Source organism: Pseudomonas sp. MS01C9, from assembly GCF_058202755.1.
This window is the reverse complement of sequence record NZ_CM177073.1, coordinates 692,161-714,812: the sequence shown is the minus strand read 5'-3', so window position 1 is coordinate 714,812 and position 22,652 is coordinate 692,161. Positions and strand designations below refer to the sequence as shown.

The window sequence follows — 22,652 nt, the reverse complement described above, 5'->3', positions numbered from 1 at the left end:
GGCGTCAATTTTTGACGACAAGATCATTAGGGGCTTTGTTTTCATGTCTGCTTCCCTCGCATTCGTCTTTCCAGGACAGGGCTCGCAGTCCCTCGGCATGCTGGCCGAGCTGGGCGCGCAATACCCGCTGGTCCTCGAAACATTCAAAGAAGCATCCGATGCGCTCGGCTACGACTTGTGGGCATTGACCCAGCAAGGGCCGGAAGAGCTGCTCAATCAAACCGACAAGACCCAACCGGCCATCCTCACCGCCTCGGTCGCGCTGTGGCGCCTGTGGCTGGCTGAAGGTGGCGCGCGTCCGGCTTTCGTCGCCGGCCATAGCCTGGGTGAATACAGTGCTCTCGTGGCCGCTGGCAGTCTCAGCCTGGGCGATGCCGTGAAACTGGTGGAGCGTCGCGGCCAGTTGATGCAGGAGGCCGTTCCGGCCGGGCAGGGCGGCATGGCCGCTATCCTCGGCCTGGAAGATGCAGATGTGCTGGCTGCCTGTGCCGAAGCGGCGCAAGGCGATGTGGTCAGTGCTGTGAACTTCAACTCGCCTGGCCAGGTGGTGATTGCCGGCGCCAAGGCCGCGGTCGATCGGGCCATCGAGGGCTGCAAGGCGCGTGGAGCCAAGCGCGCCATGCCGCTGCCGGTCAGCGTGCCGTCGCACTGTGAACTGATGCGGCCTGCCGCCGAACGCTTTGCCGAATCCATTGCCGCCATCGATTGGCAGGCTCCGCAGATACCTGTGGTGCAGAACGTCAGCGCCGATGTGGCGCCGGACCTCGAAACCCTCAAGCGCGATCTGCTGGAACAACTCTACAAGCCGGTTCGCTGGGTCGAAACGGTGCAGACCCTGGCGGCCGAGGGTGCGACCGAGCTGGTCGAATGTGGCCCGGGCAAGGTGCTGGCCGGTCTGAACAAACGCTGCGCCGAAGGCGTGTCGACTTCCAACCTCAATACCCCAGACGCTTTCGCTGCCGCTCGTGCAGCGCAGGCCTGAACAGGAGAAGCTTGCATGAGTCTGCAAGGTAAAGTTGCACTGGTGACCGGTGCGAGCCGTGGCATCGGCCAGGCTATTGCCCTGGAATTGGGTCGCCAAGGCGCCACCGTCGTCGGCACCGCGACTTCCGCTTCGGGCGCCGAGCGCATCGCCGCGACCCTGAAGGAAAACGGTATCCAAGGCACCGGCCTTGAACTGAACGTCACCAGCGACGAATCCGTCACGGCGGTGCTGGCAACTATCCAGGAGCAGTTCGGTGTCCCGGCGATCCTGGTCAATAACGCCGGTATCACTCGTGATAATCTGATGATGCGCATGAAAGATGACGAATGGTTCGATGTGATCGATACCAACCTGAACAGTCTGTACCGGCTGTCCAAGGGCGTCCTGCGCGGCATGACCAAGGCTCGCTGGGGTCGTATCATCAATATTGGCTCGGTTGTGGGTGCCATGGGCAACGCAGGCCAAGTAAACTATGCTGCGGCCAAGGCCGGTCTGGAAGGTTTCAGCCGTGCGCTGGCGCGGGAAGTGGGTTCGCGTTCGATTACGGTAAACTCGGTGGCCCCGGGTTTCATCGACACCGACATGACCCGCGAATTGCCAGAGGCGCAGCGTGAGGCCTTGTTGACGCAAATTCCGCTGGGGCGTCTGGGGCAGGCTGAAGAAATCGCATCCGTGGTGGCTTTTCTTGCATCCGACGCTGCGGCATACGTCACGGGGGCTACAATCCCGGTGAACGGCGGGATGTACATGAGTTAAATGTGACGGATTGCTTCAAAAAAATGTCATACGAGCTGTCTAAAATCCGTTATAAAGCTGCAATCTATTTATAGGGGCGGGCCCGAGGGGTTTGAGGAGTGAAGCTTTCGGTTGAAAAACCGAAAAGCCTTTCTATACACTTACCCACCGGCCAGCTGCCTGAATTTGTCCATTAGGAGTGAAAACAAGGTATGAGCACCATCGAAGAGCGCGTCAAGAAAATCGTTGCCGAGCAACTGGGCGTCAAGGAAGAAGAAGTTGTGAACACTGCTTCCTTCGTTGAAGACCTGGGTGCCGACTCCCTTGACACCGTTGAGCTGGTGATGGCTCTGGAAGAGGAATTCGAGACCGAGATTCCTGACGAAGAAGCTGAGAAGATCACTACTGTACAAGCTGCCATCGACTACGTTACTGCCCACCAGGCGTAATCGTTTTTAGTCGTCGCTAGCTGTCATGGAAAAACCGCACTGCCGTTACGGCGTGCGGTTTTTTCTTTAGGCCTGATGCAAAGTCGTCATTAGAAAAAGGAGAGTGCTGTGTCGCGTAGACGCGTCGTAGTCACCGGTATGGGTATGTTGTCGCCACTGGGCACGGATGTGCCGAGCAGCTGGCAGGGCATTCTGGCTGGCCGTAGTGGCATTGGTCTGATCGAACACACCGACCTTTCTGCCTATTCCACCCGTTTTGGCGGCTCGGTAAAGGGCTTCAATGTCGAGGAATACCTGTCGGTCAAGGAAGCCCGCAAGCTAGACCTGTTCATCCAGTATGGTCTGGCAGCCGGATTCCAGGCAGTGCGTAACGCCGGCCTGGAAGTCACCGACGCCAACCGTGAGCGCATCGGCGTTGCCATGGGCTCGGGTATCGGCGGCTTGACCAATATCGAAGAGACCAGCCGTACATTGCACGATTCGGGGCCGCGACGGATTTCCCCGTTCTTCGTGCCGGGCTCGATCATCAACATGATTTCCGGTTTCCTGTCCATCCACCTGGGTGTGCAGGGGCCCAACTACGCCATTGCCACGGCGTGCACCACGGGTACCCACTGCATAGGCATGGCTGCCCGCAACATCATGTACGACGAAGCCGACGTCATGATTGCCGGCGGTGCCGAGATGGCCGCGTGTGGCCTGGGCATGGGTGGCTTCGGTGCGTCCCGTGCGCTGTCGACCCGCAACGATGAACCGACCCGCGCCAGCCGTCCATGGGACAAGGGCCGTGATGGCTTCGTGCTGTCCGATGGTTCCGGTGCGCTGGTACTCGAGGAACTGGAGCATGCCAAGGCCCGCGGCGCTACCATTTATGCCGAGCTCATCGGCTTCGGTACCAGCGGCGATGCCTACCACATGACATCGCCTCCGGCCGATGGCGCCGGTGCGGCCCGTTGCATCGCCAATGCTCTGCGGGATGCGAAGGTCAATGCCGACCAGGTCCAGTACATCAACGCCCATGGCACCTCGACCCCCGCGGGCGACCTGGCCGAAGCCCAGGCGATCAAGACCGTATTCGGTGATCATGCCTACAAGCTGGCCGTCAGCTCCACCAAGTCCATGACCGGTCACCTGCTGGGGGCCGCCGGTGCGGTAGAGGCGATCTTCAGCGTACTGGCGATCAACAGCCAGGTCGCGCCGCCGACCGTCAACCTCGACGAGCCGGATGAAGGCTGCGACCTGGACTTCGTTCCGCATACCGCCCGTGGCATGGATATCGATGTAGTGATATCCAACTCCTTCGGCTTTGGCGGGACCAACGGCTCGCTGGTATTCCGCCGGTTCGCTGGTTGATGGATAGCTGGGTCGACGGTCAGCCGGCCGACGTTCTGTCGCTGAAGGATCGCGGCCTGGCTTATGGCGATGGGTTGTTTGAAACCATCGCCGTGCGTGCCGGCGTACCCGTGCTGCTGGAGCGTCATCTGCAACGTCTTGAACAGGGTTGCCAACGGCTGGCGCTCCATGTCGACTGGGTTGCGTTGAGCGCCGAGCTGGACGCCTACGCGCAAGGCCTGGGGCAGGGGGTGCTGAAACTGATCGTGACCCGAGGCGACGGCCTGCGGGGTTATGCCGCCGTCCCGTCGGCCCCGGCCCGGCGCATCCTGCAAGGCAGTCCGCCGGTCGCGTATCCCGCTGCGCATGCCGAGCAGGGAATTTCCCTCTTTCCTTGTGCCACGCGCCTGTCCGAGCAGCCTTTGCTCGCGGGCCTCAAGCACCTCAATCGCCTTGAGCAGGTGTTGGCCCGCGCCGAATGGGGCGGTGCGGAACATGCCGAAGGCCTGATGCGGGATACCTCCGGGCGAGTGATCGAAGGGGTGTTCAGCAATCTGTTTCTGGTGTGCAATGGTGTGCTGATGACGCCTGACCTGAGCCGTTGCGGTGTGGCCGGGGTGATGCGCGCCGAATTATTGTTTCAAGCCGAGTCCCAGGGCATCGTCACGCAGATTGCCGATATTGGCCTGGAGCAACTGCACCTGGCCGACGAAGTCTTTGTCTGCAACAGCGTATATGGCGTGTGGCCGGTACGCGCATGCGGTTCGGCACGCTGGTCGGCCGGGCCGCTCACCCGTAAACTGCAGACCCTTGCCCGCGCGTTATTGGATGTTTGATTCGTGAGACGTAAATTCTTGCTGTTGCTGGAAACCGGACTGGTTCTGGCAGGGCTGTTGTGGGGCGCTTCGGCCTGGAAGATTCATTCGGCGCTGCAGCAGCCGTTGAACATTACCCAGGAAGAACTGCTGGATATTCCCAGCGGGACCAACCCGACCGGGACCCTCAAGCGTCTCGAGGCCGAAGGTCTGATCAAGGACGCTTTCTGGCTGCGGGTGTATTGGCGTTTCAACCTTGCCGGCCAACCCCTGCACGCCGGCGAGTACCGCATGGTGCCGGGCATGACGATGCAGGACCTGATCGCCGTGTGGAAGCGTGGGGAAGTGGTGCAGTACAGCGTGACGCTGGTGGAGGGCTGGAATTTCCGTCAGGTCCGTGCCGCGCTGGCCAAGGATGAAAAACTCCAGCAGACCCTGACCGGCCTGAGCGACAGCGAGGTCATGGATCGGCTCGGCCACTCCGGCGTCTTTCCCGAGGGGCGGTTTTTCCCCGACACCTATCGTTTCGTACGCGGGACCTCGGACGCCGACGTGCTGAACCAGGCCTACAACCGGCTCGAGGAAGTGCTCGCCAGGGAGTGGGCCGAACGCTCCCCCGATGCCCCTTACACCCAGCCTTATCAGGCGCTGATCATGGCGTCGCTGGTGGAGAAGGAAACCGGCGTGCCACAGGAGCGCGGGCAGATCGCCGGTGTGTTCGTGCGTCGGCTGCGCATGGGCATGTTGCTGCAGACCGACCCTACGGTTATCTACGGCCTGGGCGAGCGCTACACCGGCAAGCTCACCCGAGCCCATTTGAAAGAAGAAAACCCATACAACACCTACATGGTCCCGGGCCTGCCGCCGACGCCAATCGCGATGGTGGGACGAGAGGCGATTCATGCGGCCCTGAATCCGGCGCCGGGAAGCAGCCTTTACTTTGTCGCTCGCGGTGATGGCAGCCATGTCTTCTCCGACAGCCTGGAATCGCACAACAATGCGGTGCGCGAGTACCAGCTCAAGCGACGTGCCGATTATCGTTCCAGTCCTGCGCCAGCTACGCTGGACGACACCGCGCCGATTCCCGCCGCATCGCCCGATACGGCGCCCGAAGCCGTGCCCCAGGTCCCGGCACAGCAGCCGGCTCCCGAACCGAATGCCAGCGAGCCGTCGGGCTCGCAATGACTCTGATTAAGGACCGCCCTTGACTGGCTTGTTTATAACGCTGGAAGGCCCTGAAGGCGCCGGCAAGAGCACTAACCGCGAATACCTGGCCGAACGCTTGCAGGCCGCGGGGGTCGAGGTGGTATTGACCCGCGAGCCTGGCGGTACGCCGCTGGCGGAGCGGATTCGCGAGGTGTTGTTGACACCGGCGGACGAGGTCATGAATCCCGACACCGAGTTGCTGCTGGTGTTTGCCGCCCGGGCACAGCACCTGTCCGAGGTGATTCGTCCGGCCCTGGCTCGTGGCGCCGTGGTGCTCTGTGATCGCTTTACCGATTCGACCTATGCCTACCAGGGGGGCGGCAGGGGATTGTCCCTGGAGCGCATCGCTACACTGGAGAGCTTCGTGCAGCGTGAATTGCGCCCGGACCTGACGCTGGTGTTCGACCTTCCCGTGGAAGTCGGCCTGGCTCGCGCCAGCGCCCGCGGGCGGCTGGACCGTTTCGAACAGGAAGGCGCGGCGTTCTTCAATGCTGTGCGCAGTGCGTTCCTGAGCCGCGCCAAGGCCGATCCGTCGCGTTACCTGCTGATCGATGCCGCGCAGCCCCTGGCGCAGGTCCAGCGGTCTCTGGATGATCTGTTGCCGCGCCTGCTGGAGCGTGTCCGTGGCTGAAGCCTATCCCTGGCAGGACGGTCTCTGGCAGCAGTTGGCCGGACGTACCCAACATGCCCACGCGTATCTGCTGCATGGCCCGGCCGGTATCGGCAAGCGGGCGCTGGCGGAGCGCCTGATGGCCAGCTTGCTGTGCCAGCATCCCGGGCCCTCCAATGCATGCGGTGAGTGCAAGTCCTGCCTGTTGCTCAAGGCCGGGAGCCATCCCGACAACTATGTGCTGGAGCCGGAAGAGGCGGACAAGGCGATCAAGGTCGACCAGGTCCGCGATCTGGTCAGCTTTGTAGTCCAGACCGCGCAACTGGGTGGGCGCAAGGTGGTGCTGATCGAGCCGGTGGAATCAATGAACATCAATGCGGCCAACGCCTTGCTCAAGAGCCTGGAGGAGCCTTCGGGCGACACCGTGCTGTTGCTGGTCAGCCATCAGCCGAGCCGCTTGCTGCCGACCATCAAGAGCCGTTGCGTGCAGCAGGCGTGTCCGTTGCCGAGCGAGGCAATGAGCATGCAATGGCTGGCCCAGGCCTTGCCGGAGAGTACCGAGCAAGAGCGGGGCGAGCTGCTGACCCTGGCCGCCGGTTCCCCCTTGGCCGCCGTCAGCCTCCAGGCCCAGGGTGTGCGTGAACAGCGGGCCCTGGTGGTGGAAGGGGTGAAACAACTGCTCAAGCAGCAGCAATCCCCCACGCAGCTGGCCGAGGGCTGGAATGCTGTCTCGCTGTTGTTGCTGTTCGACTGGTTCTGCGACTGGTCGAACCTGATCCTGCGCTACCAGCTCACCGAGGATGAGTCTGGCCTGGGGCTGGCGGACATGCGCAAGGTGATCCAGTACCTGGCGCAGAAAACCAGCCGGGACAAAATCTTGAACATTCAGGACTGGATACTTGCCCAACGTCAGAAGGTGCTGAGCAAGGCGAACCTCAACCGGGTCTTGTTGCTCGAAGCCCTGTTGGTGCAATGGGCGAGCCTGCCGGGCCGAAACTGACAGGCTGCAACTGAAGAAAAACCGGTGAGAATGTTCCTTGCTCTGTACGAAAAGCCTTGATACTCGTTCAGGCAGCGTTGAAAGCTGCCTCGCCTTGCCTGGCCTTCGTCTCAAGACTTTCATACAGAGCCTAGACTCAGCTCAATCGCAGCGGAGGTCAGCATGAACGAACCTGTCAGTCCCGGTCCACGCAATGGCATCCTGTCCCTGACCATCAAGGACAAATCGGTGCTTTACGCCGCCTACATGCCTTTTATCAAGAATGGTGGCCTGTTCATTCCCACCAACAAGAATTATCGCCTGGGCGATGAAGTGTTCATGCTGTTGAGCCTGATGGAGGAGCCGGAGAAGATCCCGGTCGCCGGCAAGGTGATCTGGCTGACTCCCAAGGGCGCCCAGGGCAATCGCGCCGCTGGCGTCGGCGTGCAGTTCAACGAGGGCGACAACTCCGCCCGCAACCAGATCGAAACCCACTTGGCCGGAACCCTGAAATCCGACCGTCCCACCCATACGATGTAACCTGGTTCCCTATGCTTGTAGATTCCCATTGCCACCTTGACCGCCTCGATCTTGCCGCCCATGGCGGCTCCCTGGATGCTGCGCTGGACGCGGCTCGTCAGCGGGGCGTCGGGCACTTCCTGTGCATCGGCGTCAGCGCCGACAATGCCGCCGACGTCAAGGTCCTGGCCGAACGCTACGAAGATGTCGATTGTTCGGTCGGCATCCATCCCCTCGATGTCCAGCCCGACGCCGCGCCGGCTCTGGACTGGCTGTTGCGCGAACTCGATCATCCGCGGGTGGTGGCGATTGGTGAAACCGGTCTGGACTATCACTATGAGCCCGAAGCCGCCGAAGTCCAGCAGGCGTCGTTCCGACTGCACCTGGAAGCGGCTCGACAAACCGCAAAGCCGGTGATCATCCATACCCGGGGCGCCCGAGCCGATACCCTGGCCTTGTTGCGCGAGGCCGCGTTGCCCCAGGCTGGCGTGCTGCACTGCTTCACCGAGGACTGGGACATGGCCAGGGCTGCGTTGGACATGGGCTATTACATTTCCCTGTCCGGCATTGTCACGTTCCGCAACGCCGATGCCTTGCGCGATGTGGCCAGCAAGGTGCCGGCCGACCGCTTGCTGGTGGAAACCGATTCGCCTTACCTGGCGCCGATTCCGTACCGCGGCAAACCGAACCTGCCGCAATACGTACGGGAAGTGGCGGAGTTTCTGGCGATGTTGCGGAGCGAATCCTACGAGTGTTTTGCAGCCCAGACGACAGAGAACTTCCAACGGCTGTTCCCGCTGGCCCACGTCCGTTCGGCACGGGCTTGAATTTCAAGCAAAAAAAACCCGGGTTCTGGGGGGTGAATCCGGGTTAAGACCATTAGGAGTAAAACAAAGGCACGCGGTCCTTTGGTACCTTTATCGGCGCGTCACTTGGGGGAGATGTCGCACCGACAGTTCAAGTATTGATCAGTATGCGGACGCGTCCAGTTTGGCCGGGGCGGTTTTTAAACAAATTTGGAATACGCTCGCTTCGGATAAGTTCTCATTGTCGCCTATGCCTGCCTCCGGGGCGTGGTGGGGCAAGGGAAGAAGAGCCAGATCTATACGATTTTGTGAAGAACTGAGGCCGGGAACGGATGATCCGTGCATTTTTGCGTAAGTTAGGCATAATACCCGGCTTCGAATTTTGACCCTTCAGACCTTTCTCTTATGCACAAAGAACCTCGTAAGGTCCGTGAGTTTCGTCGCCGCGAGCAGGAAATTCTCGACACCGCGCTCAAGTTGTTCCTCGATCAGGGTGAAGACAGCGTCACCGTCGAGATGATTGCGGATGCCGTGGGTATCGGCAAAGGCACGATTTATAAACATTTCAAATCCAAGGCGGAGATCTACCTGCGCCTGATGCTCGATTACGAGCGTGATTTGAACGAACTGCTGCATTCGGCCGATGTGGACAAGGACAAGGAAGCCCTGTCCCGGGCCTACTTCGAATTCCGCATGCGCGATCCGCAACGTTATCGCTTGTTCGATCGCCTGGAAGAGAAGGTGGTCAAGGGCAACCAGGTACCGGAGATGGTCGAGGAGCTGCACAAGATCCGCGCCTCGAATTTCGATCGCCTGACCTTGTTGATCAAGGGCCGGATCAGCGAAGGCAAGCTTGAAGACGTGCCACCCTATTTCCATTACTGCGCTGCCTGGGCGTTGGTGCATGGCGCGGTGGCGCTGTATCACTCGCCGTTCTGGAGCAACGTGCTGGAAGATCAGGAAGGCTTCTTCCAGTTCCTGATGGACATCGGCGTACGCATGGGCAACAAGCGCAAGCGCGATACCGACGTCCCGAGCAGCTGACATTCACCTGTCTGATTGCGCCATGGCTGCTTACATGGCGCAGTGCCCCAGTAATATACTCAGGCATGAGGCTTGCGAAAACTTGAATTATGGGTCAAGTTTTGCCAGTCCGATTCTTCTTCCGCCGGAGTGATCCATGATCGTTGATCGTCAGGGCAGGCGTTTTCGCAATTTGCGAGTCAGCCTGACTTCCGCCTGCAACTACGCCTGTACCTACTGCGTACCTGATGGCAAGCGTCTGGTCGCCGCACAGGATGAGCTGTCGGCCGAGGCGATGGCCCGAGGCGTGGCTTACCTGATCGAGGCCGCCGGTATCGAGCGTTTGCGCATCACCGGTGGCGAGCCGCTGGTGAGCCCAAAACTCGAGCGTTTCATGACGGCGGTGGGGCAGATGGGGCTGGAAGACATCAGCCTGACCACCAACGGCCAATTGTTGGCGAAGAAACTGCCTTTGCTGGTGGACGCCGGAATCCGTCGCATCAACGTTTCCCTCGACACCCTGGATCCTTCTGCGTTTCGCGGGATCGCACGAGGGGGCGACCTGGCGACCGTGCTAGACGGCATGGACCAGGCCCGGGCGGCGGGCATGAAGATCAAGGTCAACATGGTGCCGTTGCGCGGACAGAACCTGGACCAGGTCATGCCGCTGCTCGAATACTGCCTGGAGCGGGGTTACGAGCTGCGTTTCATCGAGTTGATGCGCATGGGCCACCTGGCCAGCGACTCCAATGCATTCCTGCAGCAGTTCGTCAGCCTCGAACAGCTGTTGAGCCTGATTGGCGACCGGTACGAATACCTCCAGGCCAACGCGCCGGTGGATGCCACGGCGGTACGTTACGAGATTCCGGGCATGGGGCACTTCGGGGTGATCGCCAACGAAAGCGTGCCGTTCTGCCGTACCTGCTCGCGGCTGCGGTTGTCCTCGACGGGCTGGTTGCACGGCTGCCTGTCGTCGAGCAATCGTCACTTCATTGGCGACCTGCTGGATAAACCTCGTCACCAGGCCTTGCCGGCTATCCAGCGGTTGCTGGTCAAGGCCCTGGGAGACAAGCAGGAAGTAGCGTTTTCCGGCGGCGCCACCATCATGAAGATCATCGGCGGCTGATCCGCCTTTGTGGCGAGGGGATCTATCCCCGTCGGGGTGCGAAACAGCCCTCGGCCCTGTCCCCCCTGGGAATCGGATTGACTGCATTACAAGGGGCGCCTCGCACCCCATCGGGGATGAATCCCCTTGCAACAGGAATATGACGGCCCCCTCATCTATCGAACTGGCGCAAAAGCTGCATCCAACGGCCATTCGCCGGTTTTCCGACACCGGTCTCTGGAGGGTAGGATGCGTAGCCTGGTTTTGCTGCTGGCCGTCTTGGTGCTTGGCGGCTGCATGAATGTCAGCGACATGGGGGAGGGCGTGCGTTATCACATGAGCGACGCCGGCCTGCTGGATCACAGCGATAGCCGTCGTGTGAATAACCTGCGTATCCAGCCCGATTCCTTTATCTATATTGCCCAAGGGGCCTTCGCTCCGCCGGGCAGCGCCTATCCGCGACCCAATGTCGTGGCCGAGGAAGCCTTCAACGGCTTCATCGAATATTTCCCCATGGTTCGGCGCGCCCGGGTTCCTGAGGGCCTCGACCAGGCCATGGGCGAAGCCCGTGCCGCCGGTGCCCATTACCTGCTGTATACCCGGTTCGCCAAGGCCGACAACCGCATCGGCAACACCGACGAATGGTTGGACGAGGAAGCCGTGGACCGCCTGGGTGTCGACACCAGCGTGATCCAGATCATGTTGATCGAGACCAGTACCCAGTATTTGATCGATACTGCACGTATCAAGAGTCGTGGCGGTTTGCTGACACTGCACGACAAACAACCACAAGACCTCATCGCCCCACCCTTGCGTGAATATGCCCGCAGCCTGCTGGGGATAAGTGATCAGTAAACACAAGGAGTCGACATGAGCGGACCGCAAAAAGCCAATGACTTGCTGGGGCAGATCCCCAAGACCAGAGGCCTGCCACCGGTCCACCTGTGGAACCCCGACTTCTGCGGCGACATCGACATGCGCATCGCCCGGGACGGTACCTGGTATTACCTGGGGACGCCCATCGGGCGAAAGCCGATGGTCAAGCTGTTTTCCACCATCATCCGCCGTGACGGCGATGACTACTTCCTGATCACCCCCGTGGAAAAAGTCGGCATCCAGGTCGACGATGCGCCGTTCGTGGCCGTGACCCTCGAGGTCGAAGGCGAGGGGGAAGGGCAGTTGCTACGCTTCATGACCAATGTCGACGAAACCACCGAGGCCGGCCTCGAACATCCGATACGGGTGGTGATCGATCCCCACACCCAGGAGCCCGCGCCTTACGTTCATGTGCGCAGCAACCTGGAAGCGCTGATCCATCGCAATGTCTTCTACCAACTGGTCGAGCTGGGGGTGAGCCGCGAAATCGACGGCCAGCGATGGCTGGGCGTCTGGAGCGGCGGTGAGTTCTTTCCCATCGGCCTGGAACCGTAGATCCGGTAGGAAGCTCCGGCCCCCGTTGTGAGGCCAACCGAAATTCAAATTGACACCCAATCATATGATGATTAGCGTGAGCCTCCATCGAGAGTGCTCATGGGGTGTTCATGTCCAGCAGTTATCATGCATCGACCGTCGATTGGCTGGGGGGCTGGATCGCCGCCGGCCAGGTCAAGCCTGGGCAGACCATCAAGGTCGAGGCGGACCTGGGCGAGCAATTGGGTGTCAGCCGTACGGTCATTCGTGAGGCGATCAAGACCCTGGTGGCCAAGGGCATGCTGGAGGTCGGGCCGAAAGTCGGTACGCGGGTATTGCCGGTGCGGCGCTGGAACCTCTTCGATCCACAGGTGGTCGGCTGGCTGTCGCGCAGCGGCCTGCCGGAGAACTTTGTGGACGACTTGCTGGACCTGCGCCGGACCATCGAGCCCATGGCGGTGCGGTGGGCCTGCGAGCGGGCGACCGCCGAACAGGTAGAGGCCATCCGTCTGGCCTACCATGCACTGGAGCGGGCCGTGGACAGCGGCGCGGACTACAATCTGGCCGACCAGTTTTTCCATGAGTGCATCCTCGCCGCCAGTCATAATCAATTCATCGAACAAATGATCCCGGCCCTGGGTGCGTTGCTGGCGGTGTCGTTCGAGGTGTCGGCTGCCGACCCGGACGAACTGCGCCGCACCTTGCCTATCCACAAGGACATCGCTGAAGCCATCGCCGCTCGTGATGCGGCGCGTGGCGTCTGGGCCTGCATGACCTTGATCGACAATGCCGACCTGGCCATCAAGCGGTTTTACCCTGATGTGATGGCCGGTCGTACCGACACCGCCGGGCAAGCCGGAAACAGGAGGATTCAGTGATGTGGAAGGCTGTGACGGAACATAGGGCGAAACTGGGCGAGGGCCCTTTCTGGGACGAGCCGACCCAGGCGCTCTACTGGGTCGATATCGCGGGCAGGCAGGCCTTGCGCTTGATCGGCGCCAATGTGCAGATCTGGCAGATGCCCGAGCACGTATCCGCCTTCATCCCGACCCAGAGAGGTGATGCCCTGGTGACGCTGAGCAGCGGCGTCTACCGTCTCGACCTGGAGTCGCCAGGGCTGGAACCTCGGCTGACGTTGCTGTGCATGGCCGATCCCCAGCCGGGCAACCGGGCCAACGAAGCTCGTTGTGACGCGCTGGGCCGGCTCTGGCTCGGCACGATGCAGAACAACATCGGTGAAGACGGCGAAGACCTGCCCATCGAGCGCCGCTCGGGTGGCCTGTTCCGGGTGGGGGGCGATGGCCGGGTCATGCCGTTGCTGCGGGGGCTGGGCATTCCCAACACCCTGCTATGGAGCCCCGACGGTACCACGGTGTATTTCGGCGAAAGCCTCGATGGCACGCTGTACCGACATTTCATCTACCCCGATGGCAGCCTGGCGCCGGCCGAGGTCTGGTTCGGTCCTCACTCGCGGGGCGGTCCCGACGGTTCGGCGATGGACGCCCGCGGCTATATCTGGAACGCGCGCTGGGACGGCAGTTGCCTGTTGCGGTTGAGTCCGCAGGGACATATCGACCGGGTCATCGAGCTGCCGGTCAGCCGCCCGACCAGTTGCGTATTTGGCGGGGAAGACCTCAAGACCCTGTACATCACCAGTGCGGCAAGCCCGCTGGGTCATCCGCTGGACGGTGCAGTGCTGTCCATGCGGGTGGATGTACCGGGTATACCGTGTACACGGTTTGCGGGTTAAATCCCAAAATATGGGATGTAAATATATATATTGAGATTGATCGGCGGTCGGGTTTATAGTCGGTTCCATCAGCAACATGCACTCACACTAAAAAAACAACACAGGTGAAGTGATGCAACGATCTGCCCTCGCGTGCCTCGGTGGCACAAGCGACTCTCCGTTCCAGCAATGCCAAAGGCCGGTCATCCCTGGATGCCCGGCCTTTGGCACGCCTTCGAACCGGGGGGCCTGAGCGATGGCCCAACCGCTTTGCTTGCCACCGGTGCCCGAGCCACCCAAGGGCGAGCGATTGAAGAACAAGGTGGTGCTGTTGACCGGTGCCGCCCAAGGGATCGGCGAGGCGATCGTCGCCGCGTTCGCTTCGCAGCAGGCGCGGTTGGTGATCAGCGATATCCAGGGCGAAAAGGTCGAGCAGGTCGCCGCTCAGTGGCGGGAGCGCGGGGCGGATGTGCAAGCATTGAAAGTCGATGTGGCGAAACAGCATGACCTGCACGCCATGGCACGCCGCGCCGTGGAACTGCACGGACGCATCGATGTGCTGGTGAATTGCGCTGGCGTCAATGTGTTCCGCGATCCGCTGCAGATGAGCGAAGAAGACTGGCGTCGCTGTTTCGCCATCGACCTGGACGGCGCCTGGTATGGCTGCAAGGCGGTGTTGCCGCAGATGCTGGAACAGGGCGTGGGCAGCATCATCAACATCGCTTCGACCCACTCGTCCCACATCATTCCCGGCTGTTTTCCTTACCCGGTGGCCAAGCACGGCTTGCTCGGCCTGACCCGCGCCCTGGGCATCGAATATGCGCCCACGGGCATACGTGTCAATGCCATCGCACCAGGTTATATCGAGACCCAACTGAACGTCGATTACTGGAACGGCTTTGCCGACCCCCATGCCGAACGCCAGCGGGCGATGGACTTGCATCCGCCCCGGCGCATCGGCCAGCCGATCGAAGTGGCAATGACAGCCGTGTTCCTGGCCAGCGACGAAGCACCTTTCATCAACGCTTCATGCATCACCCTCGATGGTGGACGTTCGGTCATGTATCACGACTGAATGTCCGGGTTGGCAGGTGGTTATGCTGTCTGTCATCCAATCATCATACGATATGACTATTTGGATCTATGCTGTAGCAACACGATTTGACGGCCCGGCCTGCGCAGCACCACCCCGTAGGGGAGCAGAACCGAGGCCTTGGCTTTCAATAAAAAAAACAAGGAGTCAGCTATGAATCATCGTCGTGGGATTCGTTCCCTGTGTCGCGCCGCCCTGGCCGTTACCGCGTTCACTTTCGGCAGCAACCTGCTGGCCGCTGAAGAGGTGAAAATCGGCTTCCTGGTCAAGCAGGCCGAGGAGCCCTGGTTCCAGACCGAATGGGCGTTCGCCGAGAAGGCCGGCAAGGACCGAGGCTTCAAAGTGATCAAGATCGCCGTGCCTGACGGCGAGAAGACCCTCTCGGCCATCGACAGTCTTGCCGCCAATGGTGCCAAGGGCTTCGTCATCTGCCCGCCGGACGTGTCCCTGGGTCCGGCGATCATGGCCAAGGCCAAGCTCAACGATCTGAAAGTCATCGCGGTGGATGACCGTTTCGTCGATGCCAACGGCAAGTTCATGGAGGATGTGCCGTACCTGGGCATGGCCGCATTCGAAGTGGGCCAGAAGCAGGGCGCCGCCATGGCCGCCGAAGCGAAGAAACGCGGGTGGGACTGGAAAGACACCTACGCGGTGATCAACACCTACAACGAACTGGACACTGGCAAGAAACGCACCGACGGTTCGGTCGATGCCCTGAAGAAAGCCGGCATGCCCGAGGACCACATCCTCTTCTCGGCCCTCAAGACCCTCGACGTACCCGGCAGCATGGACTCCACCAACTCCGCGCTGGTGAAACTGCCCAGCGCCGCGAAGAACCTGATCATCGGTGGCATGAACGACAACACGGTGCTGGGTGGCGTACGCGCTACCGAAGCCGCCGGATTCAAGGCCGCCAACGTGATCGGGATCGGCATCAACGGTACCGACGCCATCGGCGAATTGAAGAAACCGGAGAGCGGCTTCTTCGGCTCGATGCTGCCAAGCCCGCACATCGAAGGCTACAAGACCGCCGAGATGATGTTCGAGTGGGTCACCACCGGCAAGGAGCCACCGAAGTACACCGCCATGGATGAGGTGACGCTGATCACTCGGGAGAACTTCAAGCAGGAGCTGGAAAAGATCGGCCTGTGGAATTGATGGCCGGTTGATTCAAAAGCGGCGCAGGTGTCCTGTCCCCAGCTTCGGACAGGACCTCGACGGCGCCGCTTGATCTCTGTGAGTTCGAGGTGGTTATGCAAGCGCAGACAGCGACACAACAACACAACACCGGCGCCAGCCTGCGGTTCAATGGGATCGGCAAGGCCTTTCCTGGCGTGCAGGCGCTGGCCAATATCAGTTTCGTTGCCCATCCGGGGCAGGTCCATGCCTTGATGGGCGAGAACGGCGCGGGCAAGTCCACGTTATTGAAGATTCTCGGTGGCGCCTACATTCCCAGCAGTGGCGAGTTGCAGATCGGCGAGCAGACGATGGCGTTCAAATGCACCGCCGACAGCATCGCCAGCGGTGTGGCGGTGATCCACCAGGAATTGCACCTGGTGCCGGAAATGACCGTGGCGGAAAACCTGTTCCTGGGGCACCTGCCGGCCCGTTTCGGCCTGGTCAATCGCAGCGTGCTGCGCCAGCAGGCGCTATCGTTGCTCAAGGGCCTGGCCGATGAAATCGATCCGCTGGAGAAAGTCGGTCGCCTGTCTCTCGGCCAGCGGCAACTGGTGGAGATCGCCAAGGCCTTGTCCCGGGGCGCCCATGTCATTGCGTTCGACGAGCCCACCAGCAGCCTTTCGGCTCGGGAAATCGATCGTTTGATGACGATCATAGGGCGCCTGCGGGACGAGGGCAAAGTGGTGCTGTACGTCAGCCACCGCATGGAAGAAGTGTTCCGTATCTGTGACGCGGTGACGGTGTTCAAGGACGGTCGCTACGTGCGTACCTTCGAGGACATGAGCGAGTTGACCCATGACCAGTTGGTGACTTGCATGGTCGGTCGCGATATCCAGGACATCTATGACTACCGCCCGCGGGAGCGGGGTGACGTGGCGCTGCAAGTGAAAGAGCTGCTGGGGCCGGGCCTGCGCGAGCCGGTGAGTTTCCAGGTGCACCAGGGCGAGATCCTCGGCCTGTTCGGGTTGGTCGGCGCCGGTCGTACCGAGTTGCTGCGTTTGCTCAGCGGCCTCGAACGCCAGAGCGAGGGGAGCCTCGTCCTGCACGGCCACGACTTGAAATTGCGTTCTCCAAGGGATGCCATCGCCGCCGGCGTGCTGCTCTGTCCGGAAGACCGCAAGAAGGAAGGCATCATTCCGTTGGGCAGCGTGGGCGAGAACATCAACATCAGCGCCCGTGCGTCCCATTCCACCCTCGGCTGCCTGCTGCGGGGCGATTGGGAACGAGGCAATGCCGACAAGCAGATCAAGGCGCTGAAAGTGAAGACGCCGACAGCCGGGCAGAAAATCATGTACCTGTCCGGTGGCAATCAGCAGAAGGCGATCCTCGGTCGCTGGCTGTCGATGCCGATGAAGGTGCTACTGCTGGACGAGCCGACACGTGGCATCGATATCGGGGCCAAGGCCGAGATCTACCAGATCATCCACAACCTGGCGGCCGATGGCATCGCCGTGATCGTGGTGTCCAGCGACCTGATGGAAGTGATGGGTATTTCCGACCGAATCCTGGTGCTCTGCGAAGGGACCTTGCGTGGCGAACTGCCCCGTGACCAGGCCAATGAATCCAACCTGCTGCAACTGGCGCTGCCACGCCAACGCGTTGCCGACGCGGCGAACTGAGAGGTAATCATGACCATTCAAAACAATGCACTGCCGACGGCACGCAAACCCCTGGACCTGCGGCGTTTCCTGGACGACTGGGTCATGCTGCTGGCGGCCATCGGGATCTTCGTGCTCTGCACCCTGATGATCGACAACTTCCTGTCTCCGCTGAACATGCGGGGCTTGGGCCTGGCGATTTCCACCACGGGCATCGCCGCTTGCACCATGCTGTATTGCCTGGCGTCCGGGCACTTCGACCTGTCGGTCGGCTCGGTGATCGCCTGCGCCGGCGTGGTGGCGGCGGTGGTGATGCGTGACACCAACAGCGTTTTCCTGGGCATCGGCGCGGCGTTGGTGATGGGGCTGATCGTCGGCCTCATCAACGGTATCGTCATTGCCAAGCTGCGGGTCAATGCGTTGATCACTACCTTGGCGACCATGCAGATCGTCCGGGGCCTGGCCTACATCTTTGCCAATGGCAAGGCGGTGGGTGTGTCCCAGGAAGCGTTCTTCGTGTACGGCAACGGCCAACTGTTCGGCGTGCCGGTACCGATCCTGATCACCATCGTCTGCTTCCTGTTCTTCGGCTGGCTGCTGAACTACACCACCTATGGGCGCAACACCATGGCCATCGGTGGCAACCAGGAGGCGGCCTTGCTGGCGGGGGTCAATGTCGACCGCACCAAGATCATCATCTTCGCCGTGCATGGCGTGATCGGTGCGCTGGCGGGAGTGATCCTGGCGTCGCGCATGACTTCCGGCCAACCGATGATCGGCCAGGGGTTCGAGCTCACGGTGATTTCCGCCTGCGTCCTGGGTGGGGTGTCGTTGAGCGGTGGCATCGGCATGATTCGCCACGTCATCGCCGGGGTACTGATCCTGGCGATCATCGAGAACGCGATGAACCTGAAGAACATCGACACGTTCTACCAGTACGTCATCCGTGGCTCGATCCTGCTGTTGGCGGTGGTCATCGACCGGATGAAGCAACGCTGAGGTTTGCCAGGCTCCGTACGAAGAGTCTTGAGACAAAGGTCAGGCAACGGGAGAACAGCCGAGCAAGCGCAGAGTGCTGGAGTACATGAGCATGGCGAGGCCGTTTTCAACGCTGCATGGATGAGTATCAAAGGCTTTTCGTAGAGCCTGGGAAAAGGGTGGCTCGACCTCATCGTCAGTTGACCCAACGCCATCGCGAGCCGGCTCGCGATGGCGTGTTGCCGCTTACTAGCCGGCCTTGCGCAGCGCTTGGATCAGCTCCTCCTTGCGCATCTTCGATCGGCCGGGAATGTTCTTCGCCCGGGCCTCCTTCATCAGGCTATCCACGGTCTGGGCCTCATGGGAGGCCTTGCTGGTACGCGGATGTCCTTCGCGGGTCTTGGCGGCGCGTCGGGCCGATTCCTTGCGGTCGGTTTTCTTCTGCTCGGCGGGTTTTTTCTTGCCCGACCCGCCGGAGCGTTCGCCGCCGCCGGACTGCTTGTTCACCGTTGCCCAGGCCCGCGCCTCGGCCTGGCCTTCGGACACACCTTTTTGCTCATAGCTCTCTTCAATGTGTTCGGCCTTGCGTTTCTGCTTGTCGGTGTACTTGTCTTTGCTTCCACGAGGCATGCCAATTCCTCCTCATCTGTCGCTCAGCGGTTATTGGCTGGCGGCGCCACCTTCCGAGCCCGATCCCCCGGTGGTGGTCTTGGAACCCACGCCGGTCTCGGCGTTGTCGGGGGTGTTGGTGTCGGGGGTGTTCAAGCCACCCTGGCGCCCGGTGTCGTTGCCCTGCACGCGTGGATCGGTCCCGGTGGCCGGAGGCTGGCCGTTGTTCAAGGTGCCGCCTGTGCCGTCGGTGTTCAACTTGGGCAGGCCCTGGGTCGCCGGTGAGTTGGGTGCTTGTACCGGGTCGGTGGGGCCGGTTCCGGAGGTGGAAGCCGCCAGGGCCACCGAGGAAAGCAATGCGGCAAATGTGAATGCAGTCAGCCTTGCAGTGATCATGGTGTCGCCTCCATTTTTCGGATACTTGCCTGATCTTGGGCTGCCCGGGATAGGCGTTGGTGCCGTATGGGCGACGAATGGCGTTTTGAAGGGCGGGATCATTGAGGTGTGACGAGCGCTGCGTAGCGGCTTAGTATGGCGCTTTCCATTGGCTACAAGGGCCGTTCATGTCGATCGAGATCCGTCCCGCGCAACCCAGCGATGCGCCTCAAATCCTTGCCTTCATCACCGAGTTGGCCGACTACGAAAAAGCCCGCCACGAAGTCATCGCCAGCGTCGCCGACATCGAGCGCAGCCTGTTCAGCGAAGGCGCGACCGCCCATGGGCTGATCTGCCTGCGCGACGGTGTGCCGATCGGTTTCGCGGTGTTTTTCTTCAGCTATTCGACCTGGCTGGGCAGCAATTGCCTGTACCTGGAAGACTTGTACATCACGCCTGAACAGCGCGGCGGCGGTGCGGGCAAGACCTTGCTGCGCCACCTGGCAAAGATCGCCTGCGACAACGACTGCGGTCGCTTCGAGTGGAGCGTGCTGGAATGGAACACGCCGGCCATCGAGTTCTACAAGTCCCTCGGCGCGCAACCCCAGGAGGAATGGGTGCGCTACCGAATGGACGGCAAGGTGCTGCGGGACTTCGCCCAAGGCAATTGAACGCCTCAGCAATAGGTGTCGCCTGCGTATTCGGCAAACCCCGGTCGCTGTTCCAGCCGCTTGCAATAGGCGGCCACGGCCGGGTAGTCCGGGCGCTCCATGGGCGTCTGGCGCCAGCGGTGCACCGACAGCCCGATGAGCACGTCCGCGAGGGAAAAGTCCTTGCCGGCCACGTAGGCGCCGGTGCGGTTCAACTGCTGTTCAAGCAGCCCCATCTTCTCGTTCCACCCTTTGATACCGGCAGCGATGCGCTGCGGGTCCTGGAAATCCGGGTTCTTGCGTACCAGGGCGTGGAATGCATAACCCCATGACGGGTTGAGTTCCGTCGCCTGCCAATCCATCCATTGCTCGATTCGTGACCGGGCTGCAGGTTCGGCAGGCAGCAAATCATCGCGCCCTTGCTTGCCTGCCAGGTAGCGGCAGATGGTGTTCGATTCCCAGAGCACGCCGTTCTCGTCGATGATCACCGGCACCTGGGCGTTGGGGTTCAGGGCCAGGAATGCAGGGTCGTGGGTGGAATTGAAACCGATGCCCCAATCTTCACGGTCGTAGGGGATCTCAAGTTCCTGACAGGTCCACAGCACTTTTCTGACATTGATCGAGGAGGTGCGACCAAGGATTTTCAGCAGTTGGCCCATAAACGTTTTCCCTGAGTGGCTAAGGCATCCGATCAGGAAACTTAGCAGGGTCGTTGGCGGATAGCGATGGGCTTTAATCAAAGCTTATCCCTATATATGGGATCAATATTTATATATTGAGATTTTGCTGCGCCCAGGTTTATAGTCCGTTCACTCACTGCCAAAAAACAGAACAGGTGAAGCGGATGCAGGCGCAATTGATCGCGCTCGATTGGGGGACCACCTCATTACGGGCATACAAACTCGCCGACGGAGGCGAGGTGCTCGAACAGCGCTCGTTATCCTCGGGAATCATGCAATTGCCTGCCGGGCCGCGAACGGTGGCCGGGCTGGCCTGCACGGACGGTTTCGAACTGGCGTTCGACGAGGCCTGCGGCGACTGGCTCGACGCGCAACCAGGCCTGCCCGTGATCGCCTGCGGCATGGTCGGCAGCGCCCAGGGCTGGCGTGAGGCACCTTACTGCGACACGCCAGCCGATGTCGCCCAGCTCGGGCACTCCCTGCAAACCATCCGCAGCCTGCGTGGTGTCGATGTACACATCGTGCCGGGGGTGATCCAGCGTTCGCGACTGCCCAATGTCATGCGCGGCGAAGAGACCCAGGTGCTGGGCGCCTTGCACAGCCTGCCGAACGAAGCCGTGCTGATCGGCCTGCCTGGCAGCCACTCCAAATGGGTGGAAGTGGCTGACAGCTGCATCGTGCACTTCGACACCTTCATGACCGGCGAGATCTTCGCCGTGCTCAGCGACCACAGCATTCTCGGCCGTACCCAGCAACGAGGCGTGGCTTTCGACGCTCAGGCCTTTGACCGGGGCGTGCACGTGGCCTTGTCGACGGATGGCCAGGCCGGCCCGTTATCCACCGTGTTCAGTGCCCGCAGCCTGGGCCTGACCGGCGAACTTGCCGCCGGTGCCCAGGCGGACTACCTGTCCGGCCTGTTGATCGGCCACGAACTGACGGCACTGGCCGCCGTGCAGCGCCAACGCCGCAACAGCGTCCATCTGCCGACGGTGGTGCTGATTGGCAATTCCCAACTCTGTGCCCGTTACCAACGGGCCCTCGACGCCTGCGGTTTCGCCCGGGTGACCCTGGCCGAACAGGCCACCGAACGTGGTTTGTGGCAGTTGGCCGTGGCGGCCGGGCTGCTTGGCCGCTGAACCTGACTGGAGGTCTGACAATGCTCACACAAGCCCTGGCGCAAAACGGGTTGATCGCGATTCTGCGCGGTCTGCGTCCCCAGGAAGCGACAGCCATCGGCCACGTCCTGTACGAGGCCGGATTCCGAGTTATCGAAGTGCCGCTCAACTCCCCCGAACCGTACGAAAGTATTCGCATCCTGCGCAGTACCTTGCCCGCCGATTGCCTGATCGGTGCCGGTACGGTGCTCACACCGGAGCAGGTGGCCCAGGTGAAAGCCGCTGGCGGCCAGGTGATCGTCATGCCTCACAGCGATCCGAAGGTGCTGCGGGCGGCGAAAGCGGCGGGGCTGTACCTGTCGCCCGGGGTCGCCACCCCGACCGAGGCGTTTGCCGCGTTGGCCGAAGGCGCCCATGTATTGAAGATGTTTCCCGCCGAGCAAATGGGCCCGGCGGTGGTCAAGGCCTGGCTCGCGGTATTGCCGGCCGGGACCGTGCTGGTGCCAGTGGGGGGAATCACACCCGACAACATGACGCCGTTCGTCGAGGCGGGCGTGAAGGGCTTCGGCCTCGGCTCCGGTCTGTTCAAGCCAGGCCTGACGGCCGATGAGGTGGCGGTGCGCGCCAAGGCATACGTGGCCGCGTGGAAAGCCTTGAACTGAAGATTTTTCC

26 protein-coding genes are annotated in these 22,652 nt (G+C 61.4%); 23 read left to right on the top strand and 3 right to left on the bottom strand.

From position 1 onward, the window contains the following. The first annotated feature begins 43 nt into the window (after positions 1–43). The 20 genes from fabD to araH all read left to right on the top strand — a co-directional run bounded on the left by fabD (position 44) and on the right by araH (position 18,572). The gene (fabD, locus tag AC1M7R_RS03280; RefSeq protein WP_490610238.1) at positions 44–982 is read left to right on the top strand and encodes an ACP S-malonyltransferase; all 939 of its coding nucleotides are present in this window, start codon (positions 44–46) and stop codon (positions 980–982) included. Positions 983–997: 15 nt separating this feature from the next. Beyond that, positions 998–1,741 carry a 3-oxoacyl-ACP reductase FabG gene (gene fabG, locus AC1M7R_RS03275; protein ID WP_072393379.1) on the top strand — a complete coding sequence of 248 codons (744 nt, stop codon included), beginning with the start codon at positions 998–1,000 and terminating at the stop codon, positions 1,739–1,741. A gap of 191 nt (positions 1,742–1,932) precedes the next feature. Then, positions 1,933–2,169 carry an acyl carrier protein gene (gene acpP, locus AC1M7R_RS03270; RefSeq protein ID WP_007987170.1) on the top strand — a complete coding sequence of 79 codons (237 nt, stop codon included), beginning with the start codon at positions 1,933–1,935 and terminating at the stop codon, positions 2,167–2,169. 108 nt (positions 2,170–2,277) lie between these two features. Next, positions 2,278–3,522 carry a beta-ketoacyl-ACP synthase II gene (fabF, locus tag AC1M7R_RS03265; protein WP_490610237.1) on the top strand — a complete coding sequence of 415 codons (1,245 nt, stop codon included), beginning with the start codon at positions 2,278–2,280 and terminating at the stop codon, positions 3,520–3,522. Then, a complete protein-coding gene (gene pabC, locus AC1M7R_RS03260) occupies positions 3,522–4,337 on the top strand; it encodes an aminodeoxychorismate lyase (protein WP_092180315.1) in 816 nt (271 codons plus the stop codon). Before fabF ends, pabC begins: the two co-directional genes overlap by 1 nt. A 3-nt stretch (positions 4,338–4,340) precedes the next feature. After that, positions 4,341–5,501: an endolytic transglycosylase MltG gene (gene mltG, locus AC1M7R_RS03255; RefSeq protein ID WP_072393370.1), complete on the top strand. Its 1,161-nt coding sequence runs from the start codon at positions 4,341–4,343 to the stop codon at positions 5,499–5,501. 19 nt (positions 5,502–5,520) lie between these two features. Continuing rightward, the gene (gene tmk, locus AC1M7R_RS03250) at positions 5,521–6,153 is read left to right on the top strand and encodes a dTMP kinase (RefSeq protein WP_072393367.1); all 633 of its coding nucleotides are present in this window, start codon (positions 5,521–5,523) and stop codon (positions 6,151–6,153) included. After that, positions 6,146–7,132 (top strand): DNA polymerase III subunit delta', encoded by a 987-nt coding sequence (locus tag AC1M7R_RS03245; protein WP_072393364.1) that lies wholly within the window; start codon positions 6,146–6,148, stop codon positions 7,130–7,132. The genes tmk and AC1M7R_RS03245 overlap by 8 nt, the downstream gene beginning before the upstream one ends. Positions 7,133–7,294: 162 nt before the next feature. Next, positions 7,295–7,651 (top strand): PilZ domain-containing protein, encoded by a 357-nt coding sequence (locus AC1M7R_RS03240; RefSeq protein ID WP_072393361.1) that lies wholly within the window; start codon positions 7,295–7,297, stop codon positions 7,649–7,651. An 11-nt stretch (positions 7,652–7,662) separates the two neighbouring features. After that, entirely contained in the window at positions 7,663–8,457 is a 795-nt protein-coding gene (locus AC1M7R_RS03235) for a TatD family hydrolase (protein ID WP_271904548.1), read from the top strand. Positions 8,458–8,841: 384 nt separating this feature from the next. Further along, a complete protein-coding gene (locus AC1M7R_RS03230) occupies positions 8,842–9,480 on the top strand; it encodes a TetR/AcrR family transcriptional regulator (RefSeq protein WP_072393355.1) in 639 nt (212 codons plus the stop codon). 136 nt (positions 9,481–9,616) lie between these two features. Continuing rightward, a complete protein-coding gene (locus AC1M7R_RS03225) occupies positions 9,617–10,585 on the top strand; it encodes a GTP 3',8-cyclase MoaA (RefSeq protein WP_072431813.1) in 969 nt (322 codons plus the stop codon). Between the two features lie 228 nt (positions 10,586–10,813). Then, positions 10,814–11,419 carry a DUF4823 domain-containing protein gene (locus AC1M7R_RS03220; protein WP_490610236.1) on the top strand — a complete coding sequence of 202 codons (606 nt, stop codon included), beginning with the start codon at positions 10,814–10,816 and terminating at the stop codon, positions 11,417–11,419. Positions 11,420–11,434: 15 nt separating this feature from the next. Further along, positions 11,435–11,995 (top strand): DUF1285 domain-containing protein, encoded by a 561-nt coding sequence (locus AC1M7R_RS03215; RefSeq protein ID WP_490610235.1) that lies wholly within the window; start codon positions 11,435–11,437, stop codon positions 11,993–11,995. 110 nt (positions 11,996–12,105) lie between these two features. Further along, positions 12,106–12,852 carry a FadR/GntR family transcriptional regulator gene (locus AC1M7R_RS03210; protein WP_072393343.1) on the top strand — a complete coding sequence of 249 codons (747 nt, stop codon included), beginning with the start codon at positions 12,106–12,108 and terminating at the stop codon, positions 12,850–12,852. Then, positions 12,849–13,724 (top strand): SMP-30/gluconolactonase/LRE family protein, encoded by an 876-nt coding sequence (locus AC1M7R_RS03205; protein WP_072431815.1) that lies wholly within the window; start codon positions 12,849–12,851, stop codon positions 13,722–13,724. The genes AC1M7R_RS03210 and AC1M7R_RS03205 overlap by 4 nt, the downstream gene beginning before the upstream one ends. 235 nt (positions 13,725–13,959) lie before the next feature. Beyond that, complete coding sequence (locus AC1M7R_RS03200) at positions 13,960–14,778, top strand: SDR family oxidoreductase (RefSeq protein WP_490610234.1); 819 nt, start codon at positions 13,960–13,962, stop codon at positions 14,776–14,778. A 171-nt stretch (positions 14,779–14,949) separates the two neighbouring features. Beyond that, a complete protein-coding gene (locus AC1M7R_RS03195; protein WP_072393334.1) occupies positions 14,950–15,954 on the top strand; it encodes a substrate-binding domain-containing protein in 1,005 nt (334 codons plus the stop codon). Between the two features lie 95 nt (positions 15,955–16,049). Then, a complete protein-coding gene (gene araG / locus AC1M7R_RS03190; protein WP_072431816.1) occupies positions 16,050–17,594 on the top strand; it encodes an L-arabinose ABC transporter ATP-binding protein AraG in 1,545 nt (514 codons plus the stop codon). Between the two features lie 9 nt (positions 17,595–17,603). After that, positions 17,604–18,572, top strand: a complete 969-nt coding sequence (gene araH / locus AC1M7R_RS03185; RefSeq protein WP_072393328.1) for an L-arabinose ABC transporter permease AraH — start codon at positions 17,604–17,606, stop codon at positions 18,570–18,572. A 228-nt stretch (positions 18,573–18,800) separates the two neighbouring features. On the opposite strand, the gene AC1M7R_RS03180 is transcribed toward araH, so the two are convergent. Both AC1M7R_RS03180 and AC1M7R_RS03175 read right to left on the bottom strand, forming a co-directional pair. Next, positions 18,801–19,181, bottom strand: a complete 381-nt coding sequence (locus AC1M7R_RS03180; RefSeq protein WP_072393324.1) for a Rho termination factor N-terminal domain-containing protein — start codon at positions 19,179–19,181, stop codon at positions 18,801–18,803. Between the two features lie 30 nt (positions 19,182–19,211). Continuing rightward, complete coding sequence (locus AC1M7R_RS03175; RefSeq protein ID WP_072393321.1) at positions 19,212–19,556, bottom strand: hypothetical protein; 345 nt, start codon at positions 19,554–19,556, stop codon at positions 19,212–19,214. 167 nt (positions 19,557–19,723) lie between these two features. Between AC1M7R_RS03175 and AC1M7R_RS03170 the strand changes: the two genes are divergently transcribed. Next, a complete protein-coding gene (locus tag AC1M7R_RS03170; protein WP_072393318.1) occupies positions 19,724–20,206 on the top strand; it encodes a GNAT family N-acetyltransferase in 483 nt (160 codons plus the stop codon). Between the two features lie 5 nt (positions 20,207–20,211). Here the strand turns inward: AC1M7R_RS03170 and AC1M7R_RS03165 are convergent, their stop codons facing one another. Further along, positions 20,212–20,844 (bottom strand): glutathione S-transferase family protein, encoded by a 633-nt coding sequence (locus AC1M7R_RS03165; protein WP_072393315.1) that lies wholly within the window; start codon positions 20,842–20,844, stop codon positions 20,212–20,214. A 185-nt stretch (positions 20,845–21,029) separates the two neighbouring features. On the opposite strand from AC1M7R_RS03165, the gene AC1M7R_RS03160 reads away from it, so the two are divergent. Together AC1M7R_RS03160 and AC1M7R_RS03155 are read left to right on the top strand one after the other, a co-directional pair. Continuing rightward, positions 21,030–22,001 carry a 2-dehydro-3-deoxygalactonokinase gene (locus AC1M7R_RS03160; RefSeq protein WP_072393312.1) on the top strand — a complete coding sequence of 324 codons (972 nt, stop codon included), beginning with the start codon at positions 21,030–21,032 and terminating at the stop codon, positions 21,999–22,001. A gap of 20 nt (positions 22,002–22,021) precedes the next feature. Beyond that, complete coding sequence (locus tag AC1M7R_RS03155) at positions 22,022–22,642, top strand: 2-dehydro-3-deoxy-6-phosphogalactonate aldolase (protein WP_072459184.1); 621 nt, start codon at positions 22,022–22,024, stop codon at positions 22,640–22,642. The last annotated feature ends 10 nt before the right edge of the window (positions 22,643–22,652 follow it).

What these genes read in the sequence shown, in the direction of transcription:
- araH (WP_072393328.1), top strand. Translation starts at nt 17,604, where the DNA reads ATGACCATTCAAAACAATGCACTGCCGACGGCACGCAAACCCCTGGAC.
- AC1M7R_RS03165 (WP_072393315.1), bottom strand. Translation starts at nt 20,844, where the DNA reads ATGGGCCAACTGCTGAAAATCCTTGGTCGCACCTCCTCGATCAATGTC.
- AC1M7R_RS03220 (WP_490610236.1), top strand. Translation starts at nt 10,814, where the DNA reads ATGCGTAGCCTGGTTTTGCTGCTGGCCGTCTTGGTGCTTGGCGGCTGC.
- AC1M7R_RS03235 (WP_271904548.1), top strand. Translation starts at nt 7,663, where the DNA reads ATGCTTGTAGATTCCCATTGCCACCTTGACCGCCTCGATCTTGCCGCC.
- AC1M7R_RS03210 (WP_072393343.1), top strand. Translation starts at nt 12,106, where the DNA reads ATGTCCAGCAGTTATCATGCATCGACCGTCGATTGGCTGGGGGGCTGG.
- fabD (WP_490610238.1), top strand. Translation starts at nt 44, where the DNA reads ATGTCTGCTTCCCTCGCATTCGTCTTTCCAGGACAGGGCTCGCAGTCC.
- AC1M7R_RS03195 (WP_072393334.1), top strand. Translation starts at nt 14,950, where the DNA reads ATGAATCATCGTCGTGGGATTCGTTCCCTGTGTCGCGCCGCCCTGGCC.
- AC1M7R_RS03155 (WP_072459184.1), top strand. Translation starts at nt 22,022, where the DNA reads ATGCTCACACAAGCCCTGGCGCAAAACGGGTTGATCGCGATTCTGCGC.
- fabG (WP_072393379.1), top strand. Translation starts at nt 998, where the DNA reads ATGAGTCTGCAAGGTAAAGTTGCACTGGTGACCGGTGCGAGCCGTGGC.
- pabC (WP_092180315.1), top strand. Translation starts at nt 3,522, where the DNA reads ATGGATAGCTGGGTCGACGGTCAGCCGGCCGACGTTCTGTCGCTGAAG.
- AC1M7R_RS03240 (WP_072393361.1), top strand. Translation starts at nt 7,295, where the DNA reads ATGAACGAACCTGTCAGTCCCGGTCCACGCAATGGCATCCTGTCCCTG.
- araG (WP_072431816.1), top strand. Translation starts at nt 16,050, where the DNA reads ATGCAAGCGCAGACAGCGACACAACAACACAACACCGGCGCCAGCCTG.
- AC1M7R_RS03160 (WP_072393312.1), top strand. Translation starts at nt 21,030, where the DNA reads ATGCAGGCGCAATTGATCGCGCTCGATTGGGGGACCACCTCATTACGG.
- AC1M7R_RS03170 (WP_072393318.1), top strand. Translation starts at nt 19,724, where the DNA reads ATGTCGATCGAGATCCGTCCCGCGCAACCCAGCGATGCGCCTCAAATC.
- acpP (WP_007987170.1), top strand. Translation starts at nt 1,933, where the DNA reads ATGAGCACCATCGAAGAGCGCGTCAAGAAAATCGTTGCCGAGCAACTG.
- AC1M7R_RS03175 (WP_072393321.1), bottom strand. Translation starts at nt 19,556, where the DNA reads ATGATCACTGCAAGGCTGACTGCATTCACATTTGCCGCATTGCTTTCC.
- AC1M7R_RS03230 (WP_072393355.1), top strand. Translation starts at nt 8,842, where the DNA reads ATGCACAAAGAACCTCGTAAGGTCCGTGAGTTTCGTCGCCGCGAGCAG.
- AC1M7R_RS03215 (WP_490610235.1), top strand. Translation starts at nt 11,435, where the DNA reads ATGAGCGGACCGCAAAAAGCCAATGACTTGCTGGGGCAGATCCCCAAG.
- AC1M7R_RS03225 (WP_072431813.1), top strand. Translation starts at nt 9,617, where the DNA reads ATGATCGTTGATCGTCAGGGCAGGCGTTTTCGCAATTTGCGAGTCAGC.
- AC1M7R_RS03180 (WP_072393324.1), bottom strand. Translation starts at nt 19,181, where the DNA reads ATGCCTCGTGGAAGCAAAGACAAGTACACCGACAAGCAGAAACGCAAG.
- AC1M7R_RS03200 (WP_490610234.1), top strand. Translation starts at nt 13,960, where the DNA reads ATGGCCCAACCGCTTTGCTTGCCACCGGTGCCCGAGCCACCCAAGGGC.